We start from the raw sequence: 15,034 nt of genomic DNA, 5'->3' as shown, positions 1-15,034 counted from the left end.
GCCCCGGCGGGAGGCGCCGGAACCGGTTCATGCGGGCTTTACTGGCCGACTTTCTCGTTCCAGGTCTTCAGCCAGCCGGCGCGGTTGTCGAGCGCGATGGCGGAAGGGATCAGTTTGAGGCTCTTGGCCGTTTCTTCGCCGTAAGTGAGATTGCCGGCGGCAGCTTCGGAAAGCTTGACCTCTCTGTTTGCAGGGCTGTCGATCAGCTTTTCGGCGAGCTTGGTCTGGATCTCGGTCGAGAGCCAGAAATCCATGAACTGCATGGCGAGATCCTGGTTCTTCGAACCCTTGGTCAGCACCAGAACGTTCATGCCGCCGGTCTGGCCTTCTTTCGGCGTTGCCCAGGCGATGGGAACGTCGAGCTTGGTGAAGCCCGCCCAGGAGAAACGGCCGATGGGGGCTGCCCAGATTTCCTCCTGCTGCATCAGCTGCACGAGCTGCGAGGACTTTTCATAGAAGGTGACGATGTCGTCCTTCTTCTCGCCTAGCGCTTCGATCGGGCCTTGCAGATCGGGCGTATCCTTGCCGAGCGCCAGGCCCAGCATGTAGAGCGCCGGCGGGCCCTGATTGGTGGTGACGTTGGGGAAAGCGACATGGTCGACATATTCCGGCTTCAGGAGATCGGCCCAGGACTCGATCTTCATCTTGTCGGAGCGATATGCAATCGAGGTGGCATAGAAGGTATAGCCGACGCTCATGCCGTCGCCGTTCGGGTCCTTGGCGGCGTTATAGAGCTTGGAGAAATTGGTAAGCTTCGCGGTATCGATTTTATCGATCAGGCCGGCGCGCGATGCGGCGAGCGCATCCGCCATCGAAACGGCGGCGAGATCGACGACGGGATTGGCCTTGTTCGCCTCCATCTTGGCCAGCCTCTCGACGCTGTTCCCGGTCTCGACCACCAGCTTGCAGCCGCATTGAGCTTCGAAAGGATCGTAGACCAGCGTCTTGAAGTCGTCCTGCGCGAAGGCATAGACCGAAATGGTCAGCGTCCGTTCGGCTGCGGAGGCGGCAAACGGCGATAGGGCAGCAAGCGCCATCGACGCAAAAAGAGCTTTTCTCATCTACATGTTCTCCATCTCTGAGGTTTTTAGCGCCCGGCTCACAGGCCCGGATGATTGGCGGACGACCAGCTGCATCGCGACGCGTTCGACCTCCGCGGTAACGAGCACGCCCTCCCGGGCGCGGCTTTTTCTGATGGTTTCGGCCAGCGCCGACACGGCAATTCCGGCAATCCTGTCCATGTCCATCCTCACCGTCGTCAGCGACGGCGTGACAACAGGCGACCAGATGAGATCGTCGAAGCCGGTGACGCTGACATCGGCGGGAACGTTGATGCCGGCCTGCTGCAGCTCCGTCAGCGCGCGCAGGGCCTGGAGATCGGAAAGAGCCGCGAAAGCCGTGAAACCCTGCCGGACTTTCTCGGCGAGGCCGAGCCGACAGCCACTGCCGCCACCTTGCTCGATCTTCTCGATCCACAGTGTTTCGGAATGCATGGTCGGATGCATACCGGCCCGGATGCCGTCGGCGCGGTCGTTCTGGACGCTGGATTCCTGATTGTTGCCGATGATCAGGATGCGCTGGTGGCCGAGACCGGCGAGATGGACGGCGATTTCGCGGCCGCCCTGCCAGTGATCGGCGGAAACGGTATTGCCAGGCGTCGACGGGGTGTCGATGACGGCGACCGGGCAGGCTGCGGAGGAAATGCGGGTGGCGCGGCGGGGAATGATGACCATTCCGTCGACGCCGCGTTCGACCAGACGATTGATCGCCTCGCTCTGAGCGGCGGCATCGCCGCGGGAATCGGCGATCAGTACGCCGTAACCTGCGGCGGAGGCCGCAAATTCGATCGCCTGCGCGATCTTCGGGAACAGAGGGTTGGCGATATCCGGCAGCACGAGGCCGAGAACGCCGCTGCGGCCGGTCCTGAGCGCCCGGCCGGCCTGGCTCGGGACATAGCCGAGCTCGGCGGCATGTTCGCGGATTCTTTCGACCAACTGGCCGGAGACCCGGCCTTTGCCGGAAAGCGCATTGGAAACGGTCGCGATGGAGACGCCGAGCGAGGTCGCTATCCTGCTGAGATTAGGTCCCGGGCGTGGTGAAGCCATGAATCTAGGGAACTCTGATTAATCGTTTAATCAAACCTATAGCAGCTCTTTTGGCTTGTCGAATCCAAATTCGTCTCAGATGCGATTATCCGCGAATTCGTCAGGCATGAAAAAACCCCGCGAGGCAATCGCGGGGTTTCGTATTTTCAGAAAGGAAATGCCGATCAGCTCTTGGCCTTCACTGCCACAGTCTTCACCGGGGCAGTGGTCTTGCCGCCGGGCGCGTAGCCGCCGCCGACCGCGATGTTCAGCGAGACATAGTCCTTTGCCATCTGCTGGACGGCCTGGGCAAGGCTTGCCTGGGCAAGTGAAACCTGGCGTTGTGCGTCCAGGACGTCGAGCAGCGAAGAGGCGCCGTCCTTATAGGACGCGGTCGACAGTTCGAGCGTTTCCTGCGTGGTCTTCACTTGGGCCTGAAGGGCTGCGACCGTGCGGGCGTCACGCCGGACAGCGGCGAGTGCGTTCTCGACCTGCTCGACCGCGCTCAGCACCGTCGATTTCCAGTTAAGATAGGCGGTGGCAGCATTGGACTCCGCCGACTTGACGTTGGCGCGCAGACGGCCACCGTCCAAGATCGGCAGGTTGAGAGACGGACCGAAGGACCAGCCGGTCAAGCCGCCATGGATGCCGCGCTGGTTGATGTAGGACGGCGAGATTGAGCCGCTGAGCGAGATGCTCGGATAAAGCTGCGCTTCGGCAACACCGATATTGGCCGTTGCGGCGGCGAGATCACGCTCGGCAACGCGAATGTCGGGCCGGTTGCGGATCAGGTCCGCTGGGATGCCAGAGTTGATGCCGCCACGGAATACCGGCTGACCGCGGCCCTTCAGCAGTTCGTCGACGAGGGCGGAGGCCGGCAGGCCGAGCAGCGTGGCGATGTGATGGGCCGATATGCGGATATTGGTTTCGAGGCCGGGAATTTCGGCGAGCGTCGACTGCACGAGGCCTTCGGCCTGAACCACGTCGAGGCGCGAGGCGGCGCCGGCTTCAAGCTGGAACTTGGTCAGCTCGTAGGTTTCCTGACGAGATTTCAGGTTGGCCCTCGAAAGCGCCAGGCGCTGCTGATAATAGCGAACGTCAATATAGCTCGAGACGAGATCCTGCACGAGGGTCAGCTTGGCGACATCGGCGGATGCGTATGCGGAATCGAGCGAAGCGAGCGCGCTTTCGGTGCTGCGCTTGTAAAGGCCGAAGAGATCAAGCAGCCAGCTCAGCTGGACGTCGCCGGCACTGGTGTTGCGCGTGTCGAACTGTGTGCGCAGTTCGCCCCTCTGGCCGCTGATCGTGTGCGACGCGCCGACGTTGAGGTTCGGCAGGCCGCCCGCGCCGGCGGCGGTGACGTTTGCGGAAGCCGCATTGATGCGTTCGATCGCCTGCTGAACCGTGAGGTTCTGGTCGAGGCCGGCCTGGACATAACCATTCAGTTTGGGGTCGTTGAAAGCGGTCCACCAGGCTGCGGTAGCAACGTCACCAACACTCTTGGTTCCGCCCTCTCCGAATTTGGCGGGCAGCGGCATTTCAGGAGGAGCATGATCCGGGCCTACGACGCAGCCCGACAATAATAACAATAATGCCGGTGTGGCAAAACGAAGAGATACCATTCATTTCTTCCTGTACTCGAGCAAGTCAATTCTTGTCCGAAGCTTCATGCTTCACTATCGCCGCCGCGCCTCGTCCTACCACAAACACACACACCGAAGCAGTCGGGCGCAATGTAGCAATCGGAACAGCATTATCACAGTGCATTTATATCACACTGATGCCGCATTTTTGCCGCGTGTGGCAAAGATGCGTCGTATAACCACGAAAAAGGACGGCACGAAGAAGATCCCAAGCATCGTCGCCGCCAGCATGCCCCCAAGAACGCCGATGCCGATGGCGTTCTGCGCCGCCGAGCCAGCGCCTGTCGCGATCGCCAGAGGCACGACGCCGAGGATAAAGGCAAGCGATGTCATGATGATCGGCCGCAGGCGTAGCCGCGCTGCCTCCAGCGTCGCTTCGAAAAGCCCCATGCCAGTTTCCATGCGATCCTTGGCGAATTCGACGATCAGGATCGCGTTCTTCGCCGCCAAGCCGATCGTGGTGAGCAAGCCGACCTTGAAATAGACATCGTTCGCCTGGCCGAAGAGCGTTGCCGCCGCCAGAGCACCGAGAACACCGACAGGCACTGCCATGATCACCGAGAAGGGAATGGACCAGCTTTCGTAAAGCGCCGCCAGGCAAAGGAAGACGACGAGAACCGAGATCGCGTAAAGCATCGGCGCTTGCGAGCCGGAAAGGCGCTCCTGGTAGGAGATGCCCTGCCAGGCGACCGTGTAACCGCCGCCGAGTTGCTCGGTCAGCGCTTCCATTTCGTTCATGGCATCGCCGGAGGACACGCCGGGTGCGGCGGCACCATCGAGCGGAATGGCGCTGACGGCGTTGAAGCGGGCAAGCGAAGGCGCGCCCTTGACCCACTCAGTGCGGGTAAAGGCGGAGAAGGGCACCATTTCTCCGTCATTGTTGCGGGCATACCAATGATCGAGATCGTCCGGCTGCATGCGGAACGGCGCGTCGCCCTGCACATAGACGGGTTTGATTTCGCCGTTCAGGGTGAAGTCGTTGACGTCGCGACCGGTGAAGATGATCGACAGCATCGAGTTCACCGAGGCGATATCTACGCCCATCGCGCCGATCTTTTCCTGGTCGAGCACGATGCGCATCTGCGGCTCGACTTCCTTGTTGCTGCTGCGCAGCGCCACGACCTTACCCGAGCTATTGCCCATCTGGATCAGCCGTTTGGAGGCGGCTGTCAGAGCGTCGTTGCCGTGCCCGCCGGTATCGACGAGATTCATGGAAAAGCCGCTGGATACGCCGAGGCCCTGGATTGCCGGCGGCAAGAGCGCGAAGACCTGCGCCTCGCGCATCGCAAAGAAGCTGCGAAGCGCCCGGTTGACAACCGACTGGGCGCTCAAATTTGGATCGGTTCGCTGTGAGAAATCCTTGAGTTTGGTGAAGACGATGGCGCTGTTCTGTCCGGAGCCGCTGAAGCCGAAGCCCAAGGCGCCGAAGACCGACTCGACGGCGTCCTTCTCATTCTCACGATAGTAGTTTTCGACCTTCTCGACGACCGCTTGGGTCTGCTGCGTGGTCGAGCCCGGCGGCGTGGTGACGATGGTCAGCAGCACGCCCTGGTCTTCCTGCGGCAGGAACGAGCTAGGCAGGCGGGTGAAGAGGTAGGCACAGCCGGCGCCGACGAGAAGGAAAACCAGCATGACGCGGATCGGCCGCTTCAGGAGATAGCCGATGGTCCTGACATAGCCGTTGGTGGAACGCGTGAAGTTGCGGTTGAACCAGTCGCCGACGCCGTGTTTTCTGTGTTCGCTGACTGGCTTCAGCATCGTGGCGCAGAGCGCCGGCGTCAGCACGATGGCGACGAGCGCCGATAGCAGCATGGCCGAGACGATGGTGATCGAGAACTGGCGATAGATGATGCCGGTCGAACCACCGAAAAAGGCCATCGGGATGAAGACGGCGGTCAGCACGAGCGCAATGCCGACGATGGCGCCGGTGATTTCGCCCATCGATTTTTCCGTCGCTTCGAGCGGCGAAAGCTTCTCTTCGGACATGATGCGCTCGACGTTTTCGACGACAACGATCGCGTCGTCGACGAGAAGACCGATCGCCAGCACCATGGCGAACATCGTCAGCGTATTGATCGAATAGTCGGTGGCTGCCAGCACTCCGAAAGTGCCGAGCAGCACCACGGGAACGGCAATGGTCGGGATCAGCGTGGCGCGAAGGTTCTGCAGGAAGACGAGCAGCACCACGAAGACGAGCACGATCGCCTCGATCAGCGTATGCACGACCTTTTCGATCGACAGTTCTACGAAGGGCGTCGTGTCGTAGGGATAGGTGATCTTCACGCCTTCCGGCAGAGTGCGGCCGATAACATCGAGTGCGGAGCGCACGCGTGCGGCGGTATCGATCGCGTTGGCGCCGATTGCGAGGTTGACGGCGAATCCGGTCGAGGGCTGGCCGTTGTAGCGCGAACTGCCGCCGTAGCTTTCCTGACCGATCTCGATGCGCGAGACGTCGCTCAGACGCACCGTCGCGCCGTCCTTTTCGACCTTCAGGATAATGTGCTCGAAATCGGAGACGGTGGTCAGCTGGCTTTGCGCGGTGATGGTGACGTTGAGCTGCTGACCGGGGATCGTCGGCTGGGCGCCGAGCGATCCGACGGAGACCTGGGTGTTCTGCGCCTGGATCGCTGCCGTGACATCGCTCGGCGTCAGCTGGTATTTCAGGAGCTTGAAAGGATCGAGCCAGACGCGCATGGCGTATCCGGAACCGAAGACGTTGATGCTGCCGACGCCTTCCAGGCGCTGGATCTGATCCTCGATGGAGGTCGACATGATGTTGCCGAGATCGACCGAATTGCGCTTGCCGTCGGTTGAAACGAGCGAGCCGACGAGAAGGATGCTCGAGGTCGAGCGAGTCACGCTGATGCCGGCGTCGATGACATCGCCTGGAAGCTGCGACTGAACCAGCTGCAGCTTGTTCTGCACCTGGACCTGGGCGATATCAGGATCGATGCTGGTTCCGAAAGTAAGCTGGATGCTGGCCGACCCGGTCGATGACGTCGAGGTCATGTAGGTGAGGTCGTCGAGACCGGTCATGCCGTCCTCGATGATCGTCGTCACCGATTTCTCGACGGTCTCGGCGCTGGCGCCGCGATAGGTGGCGTTGATGCGCACCGTCGTGGGGGCGATGTCGGGATATTGCGAAATCGACAGGGTGAAGATCGCCAGCAGGCCGGCGAGCATGATGGTGATCGCAATGACCCAGGCGAAAATCGGACGTCGGATGAAAAACTTGGCCATCGGTTGTTCCTGTACGGCTGAGACAGTGACGATGCGGGCTCGAAGCGATTTATTTCGCTGCGGGCTTCTCAGCGTCACCGGCCGCGCGCTGCTCGGCAGGCACGACCACGCCGTTGTCGTTGACCTTCATCGGGACCGGCTTCACCGGCATGCCTGCGGTTACCGACTGCAGGCCGGTGACGATCAGCTGATCGCCGTCCTTGATGCCTTCGGTCACCAGCCAGGAATTGTTGGAGGGCGAGCTGTTCTCGAAGGCGCGCGTTTCGACTTTGCCGTCGGTGGAAACGAACTGCGCCGTCAGGCGGCCGTTGGCGTCACGGCTCGTTGCCAGCTGCGGCAGCGCATAACCGGTTTCGGCGCCGAGCTCGACTGTGGCGCGGACATACATGCCGGGCAGGAGGATGCGGTCGGGATTGGGAAAGAGCACACGGATGATGAACGTGCCTGTGGTCTCGCTGACCACCTGCTTCGACATGTCGAGCTTGCCCTGCTGGTTATATTCCTTGCCGTCTTCGAGGATCAGGTGGAAGGCGACGTTCTCTGCGCCCCTGATATCGCCGGCGGCCATCGCATCGCGCAGCCTCAGCAGGTTGGTGCTCGATTCCGTCAGCGAGATATAAATCGGATCGAGCTGGCGGATCGTCGTCAGCGCCGTCGTCTGGTTGGCCGAGACGACGTTGCCGGTATTGTAGGCGGTCTGGTCGATGACGCCGTCGAAGGGCGCGACGATCTTCGTATGGTCGAGGTCGATCTGTGCGGCGGAAAGGGCTGCCTTTGCCGACTCGACCTCGGCCTTCGCCTGGAGAAGCGTCGTCCTGGCTGTCTCGTATTCGATCTGTGTGGCGCCGCTGCCGACGAGTCGCTGATAGCGTTCGAGATTGCTTTCAGCGCTTGGCACGCTCGCCTCGGCCTTGGAGATCGCTGCCTTGGCCTGCTCGACGGCGGCGATGTAGGGCGCATCCTCGATCTGATAGAGAAGATCGCCCTTCTTGATCTCGCCGCCTTCCTTAAAGGCGATCTCGCGGATGATGCCGCTTACCTGCGGCCTGATATCGGCCGTCTGGTAGGCTTCGGCGCGGCCGGGAAGGATCGTCGTGATTGGGAAACTTGCCTTCGTCAGCGCGACCACGCCGACGGGGGTCGCCTGCTGTGCGGCGCCCGCGCCGGCATTGCCCGCGGGCTTGCTGGCATTGTCGCTGCAGGCGCCAAGCAATGCGCCGGCCAACAGGGCCGAGGAGATGAGGACGGCACGCCGAATCATTCTGAATTCCCTCATGCGGGTGGCAATCGCCGTTCGATCCACGGGCTCGGCCGAGCTGAGCGCAGGCTTATACAAGCATCAGGATTGGTGCGGCTTCGAATGCCTTAATCCGAGTCTAACAAAAGCTTTACGAAGTGACGTATGTTACCGATCGTCACTTAGCAAGCGCTTTTTTGCAGTGCGGCATCGACGAAGCAGACGATATCTTCCGCGCGGTGCACCAGCGTTTCCTTATCCTCGCGTGCAATCAGGATCGGGTGCAGTACGCAGGCCAAAACGTCTGCGACGGTGCGTGCTGCACTTTCGGAATTGTGACAATGATAACGCCCTTCCGTCATGCCCTCGCGGATAATCTCGCCAAGTTTCTCCTCGATCCGGGCGCGATAGCGCTTGCCGGCCTCGAGCTTTGCCTCGATCGTCGAAAGCACCATTTCGAAAATGTAGGGGTTTGTCTGGATGTCCTGCAGATGGCTTTCCAGCAGGCGCAGGACGAAGCGGAGCAACTGCTCTTTCGGGGGCAGCTTCTCGTCGAAGGCGGCGAAGCGATCGGTGGCATTGTCGAGATGGCGTCCGGCGATTGCATCGACCAGCGCTACCTTGGAACGGAAATGCTTGAAGACGTTGGCGGGAGACATATTGAGCGCGCCGGCGATGTCGGCGATCGACACCGCGACGAAGCCGCGCTGGCGAAACAGCATCTCCGCCATAGAGAGGATATCCTCCCGCGTTTCCTCGGCCTTGCGCCTCGGCCTTCTTGCCATCTATCCCTCGCCGGGCGGCGCCCGGTATTCCCTTTTTGCGAATGCTAGCGCTATTGAGCGAAAACTGCCAAGCCGATAACGGGCCCGGCGGCTTTCGTATGTCGTCTTTTCAAGGGAAGTAAGGAGCGAGGTTGCTGCGGACACGGGCAAGCGGCGTCTCGCCGCTGTCGTCGGGAACGAAGCGTTCGCCTGTGATCGCTTCGTAGGCCCTGATGTAGACGGCCGAGGTCTGCTCGATCAGTTCGACGGGAATTTCGGGGATTTCGTCCTTATAGGGGTCGCATCGCTCCGCCACCCAGGCCCGGACGAAATCCTTGTCGAAACTTTCCGGCCGCTTTCCGGCGGCAAAGCTTGACGGATAGCTTTCGGCCAGCCAGTAGCGGCTGCTGTCGGGCGTATGAATCTCGTCGGCGAGAATGATGTTGCCGTCATTGTCGGTGCCGAATTCATATTTGGTGTCGACGAGGATCAGGCCACGTTTGGCCGCCATCTCCTGCCCGCGAGCGAAGAGAGCGAGCGCGTATGCCGACAAGATTTCCCACTGCTGGCTTGTCAGAAGGCCGCGCGTGACGATTTCGGCAGGCGTCAGCGGCTCGTCATGGCCGCCGTCGAATTCCTTGCTGGTCGGGGTGATCACGGGTTCCGGCAGGATCTGATTGTCGCGCATGCCGTTCGGCAGACGCATGCCGTACATCTCGCGCTCACCCTTCTTATAGAGCGTCAGAATCGAGGTGCCGGTGGTGCCGGCGAGATAACCGCGCACGACGATCTCGACAGGCAGGATGTCGAGCCGCTTGCCGATCACCACATTCGGATCGGGATAGTCGAGCACGTGGTTCGGGCAAATGTCCTTCGTCGCCTCGAACCAGTAGCGCGCCGTCTGCGTCAGCACCTGGCCCTTGTACGGAATGCAAGTGAGAATGCGGTCAAAAGCGCTCAGTCGATCAGTGCTGATGATGATGCGGCGTCCGTCCGGAAGGTCGTAGTTTTCGCGCACCTTGCCGCGATAATAGTTCGGCAGTTTCGGGAAATGGGCTTCGGAGAGGATTCGCACGGCGCTCGACTGTCCTTGTGATTGGCTGAAGGCTTCCTGCTCTAGTTTCATTACCGGCGAAGTCAAGCCGAGCCGAAGTATCGCATCACAACCAGAACAGGGCCAGCAGAAACAGAGCGAGGCCGTAACTTGCGACGACAAGCGGCCAGCCGGCGCGCAGGAAGTCGCTGAAGCGGTAGCCGCCGATGCCCATTGCCAGCGTATTGTTGTGATGGCCGAAGGGCGTCAGAAAATCGAGCGAGGCGCCGACGGCTACTGCGATCAGATAGGCGTCCGGTGCGTGCCGCCCGATCCTTGCAAATTCGAGTGCGATCGGAGCCAGCACGATGGCGACCGTCGCGTTGTTGACGAACGGCGTCAGCGTCATCGCGAGGAAGAGGATGAGTGCAATGCCGGCAAGCGGATGGCCAATCGGTACGACGAGGCTCAGCCAGCCAGCGATTGCTTCGGCCGCGCCGGTGCCTGCCACCGCCTGACCGATCGGAATCATCGCCGCGAGCATGATGATGATAGGCCAGTTGAGGTCGGCCAGCGCCTGGCGGATGTTGAGATGATTGAGCAGGGCGAGGACGAGCACGACACCGGCAAAGGCGACCTCCGGCGGGAGGCCAGCCGCCGACGCAGCGACGCCGCAGGCAAACAGCGCGAAGGGCCGCCAGGAGAGGGGGGCCGGTTCGGCTGGGCCTGTCGGAGCAAGCGGCAGGCACTCGCTTTCCTCCAGCGCTTCGGCAATCGCCGTACGTGGCCCCTCCAGCGTCAATATATCGCCGATCGACAGCTGCAGATCGAGGAAACGGCCTTCGATGCGCGGGGTACGCATGGAAAGAGCACTGACTGCGATGCCGCGGTGGTGAAAGACTTCGAGCGAGCGGACGCGCGAGCCTACCAGCGTGCTTTCGGGCATTACGACGGTTTCGACCCGGGTAAAATCTGGCGGCAGACCATCCAGATGGCCATCGGCCATCAGGGCCTGCGTGGCGGCGAGGCCGGCAAAGACGCCATCGGGGCCTTCGGCAAGCAGCACGTCGCCAGCATTGATCAACGATTGGTCGAGCGGGCCAAAGACGAAATTGCCGCCACGGATCAGCGCGTGCGGCTTAATGCCAAAGCGGGTCAGGCACTCGGATAGGCGTGTGCCGATCAGTGGCGAAGCATCCGGGACGCGACGTTCGACGACGATGCGGCGTGTGCCCTGGGCTGGCGGTGCCGGGACTGCGTCAGGTTCCGGAAACAGGTGTCGGACTCGAATGGCGATGAGCAGGATGCCAAGGATTGCGACCGGCAGCCCGACATAGCTAAAATCAAAGAAACGAAAGCCCGCACCGGACGCCTTGGCAAGCGCATCGCTGACAAGCAGGTTGGCCGGCGTTCCGATCAGCGAGACGAGGCCGCCGAGCAGGGCGGCAAACGAGACGGGCATGACGAGCTGACGGCGGGGGATTGAGAGCGCCACGCCGAGCCGCAGCGCCACCGGCAGCGTGATCGCAAATGCGCCGATATTGTTCATGAAGATGGAAAGAAAGCCGGCAAGCGAGGAAGCCGCCGATATGACCTTGAAGTTCGACGGTCTTGCGGCCGCGACACGCGCGGCGAGGTTGTCGAAGAGCCTGGCGCGTGCCAGGACCTGGACGATCAGCAGGACTTCGATGACGGTGATGACGACGGGACTGGCGAAGCCCGCAAAGATTTGATCGGCTGGATAAAGTCCGAGCGCATAGCCGGCGAGCAGGCCGGCAATCGCAATTACTTCGATGCGTATGCGTTCGAGAGAGAAGAGAACGAGCATCGCCAGCAGAAGGATCAGCAGGGATGCTTGCTCGAATGACATGGGCGGATCCAGTGTTTCATCGATGTAGGCATGTCGCCGTACCGGAACCGCTGTATGTTTCCGGGGAACAGGCCATGGGCGGACTGTAGTCGTTCCTCATCTGCTGTACAGAGGCGTCAGCCGGCAAAGACTGAACAATCCTCATGTCTTCGGTCGGACGGGAGCCTGCCAGCCGCCCGCTGCATTTCGCTCCAGCACGGGCGTTTCGAAAACACCGACGATGCGCGCGATCCATTGCGGTCCGGCGGCTGCGATGCTTTCGCGCCAGCGCTCCGATTGCAGCATGGCCGCGCCGATGACGGCCGGCTCGACGCCGCAGGCAGTCAGCAGGTTAAGAGCCGAGACGATCGATGCGCCGCTGGAAATGACGTCGTCAATCAGGGCGACACGCCGCCCGGTCAGCAGCGGCAGCATGCGCGGATCGATATAGAGGCGCTTGTCCTGTGTCGGCGTGGTGATCGAGGACAGGGTAACGGAGAGGTCCTCGCGATACCAGAACTTGCGGGAGGTGCCGAGCGGGATGTAACGGCGGTGGCCGAGCTTCTGCGCAACGGCGGCGGCAAGGGTCAGGCCGAGCGTCGGCAGGCCGGCGACGACATCGACGCGCACGGGCCGGATCTTTTCGGCGAGACTTTCGGCAAGCGCGTCGAGTACGGCGAAACTCGCCTGGTTGACAATAAGCGAGGCGAGGGCATGTTCGCCATCCGCCAATACGCGTATCGGCAGGCGAAGCTGGCGGCCGTCATTTAACGCGGCGACGTAGCAGGAGGTGAACTCCTGAGCGTCGGGAAAGGCACCGGGCGGGTGGATCTCCTGCCAGAAGTCGTGCGGCGCCATCTCCGTGATATCGGTCAACGTCTCGCCCTTTCCATGCCGGCTCTCCGGCGCAGCGCCTGCAATTCTGCCTCAGTCAACGCACGGACGGCGCCTTTTGGGAGTTCGCCGAGTTGGAGCCCGCCGATGGCGACCCGCACGAGGCGCAGGCATTCGGCGCCGAGGGCCTCCAGCATGCGACGGATCTGGCGATTGCGGCCCTCATCGAGCTCGACCTCGATCCATGAGTTCCTGTCGCCCTGGCGCAGGCGTCGCGCGGCTATTGCCGTCAGCAACTCGCCGTCATGTCGGATGCCGGATGTCATAACGGCGATTTCCTCGTCGTCCATGAGCCGGTCGATCTGGACATGATAGGTTTTGGTCACATGGGTGATCGGATCGAGCAGGATCTGGGCGAATTCGGTGTCATTGGTGAAAAGCAGCAGGCCTTCGCTGGCCTTGTCGAGCCGGCCGACCGGAGAAAGGTGCGGGATGTCGAAATCCTTGAGGCAATCAAATACCGTCGGCCTGCCTTCGGGATCATGGCGGGTGGTGACGAGCCCGCGCGGCTTGTTGAGCATCAGATAGATTTTGGTCTCGGCGGCGATGACCAGTCCGTCGACACTGATCCTCGCCGTCGAAAGATCGACCCATGCGGAAGCATCGCTGACGGTGCGGCCGTCGACGGCGACGCGGCTTTCGGCAATCAGCCGTTCGGCTTGGGTGCGGGAGCAATAGCCGAGCTTGGAAAGAGCGCGCGGAAGAGTGACCCGCTTGCCTGCCGCTTCGGCGACAGATTTTAACCGCTCGCGCGTCTTATGCGATGGGCGCCGGTCCCTCATCTGCCATTCCTGTCCTGCGTCGATGCCGCTTCTTGGCATGAACGGTACGATGATGCCAGCATGACAACTTAAAAACGGCAGGGATGATGGGGCGGCGAAGGGACGTCAGCGCTTCGAATAAAGCGCCGTCTGGGCGAAAAACAGGTCGCGCCGCCTCAGCGGCAGGCCATGAAGCCGGCGAGCTCCTTGCGGCTGACGACGATGCCGGCAGCGGCTTTCACTGGGTCGGGATGGGTATAGGACAGGCTAGGCATTTCCGGCAGCTCGAGCGCCTGACGCATATTCATGATGCCGACCGCGTAACGGCCGTTGACGCCGTCGACGCTGACTTCAATGATGCAATTGGCCCTCTTGTTTTCCATTGTCGTCCTCCCTTTCGTTTTTATGTTCCATCCCTTGCATTAAAAATTGGTTTTTCTGAGACATAAGCATTTACGCACCCTGCCAAAAACGGATCGGCGGGTGCGTAAAATGCCGGCTCTTTTGGGGACTGAGCGCTCAGCGCCACCAATGGCGAGGCTGGGGCTGCGAACTGCCGGAAAGCAGATAGCCAAAAAGGAAGCCAATGGCCCCGGCAAGCACCAGTGCAGTGGTCGTTGCGGCGGCGTGCTCGCGGGCGGCGCCGGCTGCCGCTGCTCCCTCGGCCCGGATTTGAGCCACCGCATTCTTGGCGCGAGGCAGGGCTTCATCGTAAACCTTGCCGGCGCGGCCGCGTACTTCGTAATAGGCCTCGGCGCCCTGGGCGGAAATCATCTTCTGCAGGCGAGAGACTTCCTGCTGGAGTGCAGCGATGTCCTTGCTGACGGATGCTCTGATATCATCGGTGTTGGCAGCCATGTCGGTCTCCTTCCTTCAATGGGAGGGACAACACCTCAGACGGTGATAGGTTCCGAAACTGCAGCTGCTGATTTGTGACGGAAATTTAAAACCCGCCGAACGAGCGATGTTTTAATTATCCGTCAACCATGAATTCGCTCATGGCGCTGTTTTCTCGTGATCTTTTCCCAGTTGCGAGCGGGATTTCGATAAATTTTTGACCGACTGATAAAGGAATTTTCGAAAAATTGTCACGAAAACGCCGCCTGTGGATAAGGAACGCGAAGAAAATAGCAGCTGAATCAACGCGTTACAAAAATGTCAAAAAACTTTTGTTTGGTGTGTTGACTTGGAAAAGGGGGTGGGATTATAAGCCCACTCACTGAACGAGGGCGGCGGCGCTGCTGGCGACGAAGTCTCTCGCTCTTAAGAAACTCAAGCGGATTGGCGGATTGCTGGTTTGTTGCTTCGGGCTTAGGTTTGGAGCGGGTTTTGGTGACGGCATGTGTCGTCGGTTATTTGACAATTGAAGATTGGAAGAAAGAGAAACGTGGGCGGCGGAGCTTGCGGGATCTGAGAGATTGGATCCTTTGAAAGAGACTTTGGCGGTCACGTTTATCAAGAGAAGTTACACTGGTTTTCGGAGATTGAGTTTCGGCTTAGTTTCCTGGAAGACAGGTGTGAAGTTCTCG

General features: G+C 60.9%; 12 protein-coding genes. All 12 read right to left on the bottom strand.

Translation table 11 applies throughout. From position 1 onward, the window contains the following. Positions 1–38: 38 nt before the first annotated feature. Positions 39–1,061, bottom strand: coding sequence for an ABC transporter substrate-binding protein (locus GA0061105_RS16130; RefSeq protein ID WP_092751476.1), 1,023 nt, complete (start codon positions 1,059–1,061; stop codon positions 39–41). After that, positions 1,062–2,105 (bottom strand): LacI family DNA-binding transcriptional regulator, encoded by a 1,044-nt coding sequence (locus GA0061105_RS16125; protein WP_092751474.1) that lies wholly within the window; start codon positions 2,103–2,105, stop codon positions 1,062–1,064. It abuts the gene before it with no gap. A 164-nt stretch (positions 2,106–2,269) separates the two neighbouring features. Continuing rightward, a complete protein-coding gene (locus GA0061105_RS16120) occupies positions 2,270–3,706 on the bottom strand; it encodes an efflux transporter outer membrane subunit (RefSeq protein WP_092751472.1) in 1,437 nt (478 codons plus the stop codon). Between the two features lie 150 nt (positions 3,707–3,856). Further along, positions 3,857–6,967, bottom strand: coding sequence for an efflux RND transporter permease subunit (locus tag GA0061105_RS16115; protein WP_092751470.1), 3,111 nt, complete (start codon positions 6,965–6,967; stop codon positions 3,857–3,859). Positions 6,968–7,016: 49 nt separating this feature from the next. Beyond that, positions 7,017–8,228: an efflux RND transporter periplasmic adaptor subunit gene (locus GA0061105_RS16110; protein WP_064694493.1), complete on the bottom strand. Its 1,212-nt coding sequence runs from the start codon at positions 8,226–8,228 to the stop codon at positions 7,017–7,019. A 158-nt stretch (positions 8,229–8,386) separates the two neighbouring features. Continuing rightward, positions 8,387–8,989: a TetR family transcriptional regulator gene (locus tag GA0061105_RS16105; RefSeq protein ID WP_092751468.1), complete on the bottom strand. Its 603-nt coding sequence runs from the start codon at positions 8,987–8,989 to the stop codon at positions 8,387–8,389. 109 nt (positions 8,990–9,098) lie between these two features. Continuing rightward, on the bottom strand, positions 9,099–10,043 hold the full coding sequence (locus tag GA0061105_RS16100) for a phosphoribosylaminoimidazolesuccinocarboxamide synthase (RefSeq protein WP_092751832.1): 945 nt from the start codon (positions 10,041–10,043) through the stop codon (positions 9,099–9,101). 85 nt (positions 10,044–10,128) lie between these two features. After that, entirely contained in the window at positions 10,129–11,871 is a 1,743-nt protein-coding gene (locus GA0061105_RS16095) for an SLC13 family permease (RefSeq protein ID WP_064694465.1), read from the bottom strand. 141 nt (positions 11,872–12,012) lie between these two features. Beyond that, positions 12,013–12,708: a phosphoribosyltransferase gene (locus GA0061105_RS16090; protein WP_092751830.1), complete on the bottom strand. Its 696-nt coding sequence runs from the start codon at positions 12,706–12,708 to the stop codon at positions 12,013–12,015. Positions 12,709–12,722: 14 nt separating this feature from the next. Beyond that, the gene (locus GA0061105_RS16085) at positions 12,723–13,526 is read right to left on the bottom strand and encodes a pseudouridine synthase (RefSeq protein ID WP_064694466.1); all 804 of its coding nucleotides are present in this window, start codon (positions 13,524–13,526) and stop codon (positions 12,723–12,725) included. Between the two features lie 155 nt (positions 13,527–13,681). Then, positions 13,682–13,888: a hypothetical protein gene (locus GA0061105_RS16080; protein ID WP_009987986.1), complete on the bottom strand. Its 207-nt coding sequence runs from the start codon at positions 13,886–13,888 to the stop codon at positions 13,682–13,684. Between the two features lie 136 nt (positions 13,889–14,024). Beyond that, positions 14,025–14,363 carry a hypothetical protein gene (locus GA0061105_RS16075; RefSeq protein ID WP_064694467.1) on the bottom strand — a complete coding sequence of 113 codons (339 nt, stop codon included), beginning with the start codon at positions 14,361–14,363 and terminating at the stop codon, positions 14,025–14,027. Between the last annotated feature and the right edge of the window lie 671 nt (positions 14,364–15,034).

This window comes from Rhizobium aethiopicum (assembly GCF_900094625.1).
GTDB classification, from domain to species: domain Bacteria; phylum Pseudomonadota; class Alphaproteobacteria; order Rhizobiales; family Rhizobiaceae; genus Rhizobium; species Rhizobium aethiopicum.
This window is presented reverse-complemented; position numbering and strand designations above follow the sequence as displayed.

Coding starts and splice junctions, on each gene's coding strand:
- GA0061105_RS16075 (WP_064694467.1), bottom strand. CDS start 14,363: ATGGCTGCCAACACCGATGATATCAGAGCATCCGTCAGCAAGGACATC.
- GA0061105_RS16095 (WP_064694465.1), bottom strand. CDS start 11,871: ATGTCATTCGAGCAAGCATCCCTGCTGATCCTTCTGCTGGCGATGCTC.
- GA0061105_RS16115 (WP_092751470.1), bottom strand. CDS start 6,967: ATGGCCAAGTTTTTCATCCGACGTCCGATTTTCGCCTGGGTCATTGCG.
- GA0061105_RS16125 (WP_092751474.1), bottom strand. CDS start 2,105: ATGGCTTCACCACGCCCGGGACCTAATCTCAGCAGGATAGCGACCTCG.
- GA0061105_RS16130 (WP_092751476.1), bottom strand. CDS start 1,061: ATGAGAAAAGCTCTTTTTGCGTCGATGGCGCTTGCTGCCCTATCGCCG.
- GA0061105_RS16105 (WP_092751468.1), bottom strand. CDS start 8,989: ATGGCAAGAAGGCCGAGGCGCAAGGCCGAGGAAACGCGGGAGGATATC.
- GA0061105_RS16120 (WP_092751472.1), bottom strand. CDS start 3,706: ATGGTATCTCTTCGTTTTGCCACACCGGCATTATTGTTATTATTGTCG.
- GA0061105_RS16080 (WP_009987986.1), bottom strand. CDS start 13,888: ATGGAAAACAAGAGGGCCAATTGCATCATTGAAGTCAGCGTCGACGGC.
- GA0061105_RS16090 (WP_092751830.1), bottom strand. CDS start 12,708: ATGGCGCCGCACGACTTCTGGCAGGAGATCCACCCGCCCGGTGCCTTT.
- GA0061105_RS16085 (WP_064694466.1), bottom strand. CDS start 13,526: ATGAGGGACCGGCGCCCATCGCATAAGACGCGCGAGCGGTTAAAATCT.
- GA0061105_RS16110 (WP_064694493.1), bottom strand. CDS start 8,228: ATGATTCGGCGTGCCGTCCTCATCTCCTCGGCCCTGTTGGCCGGCGCA.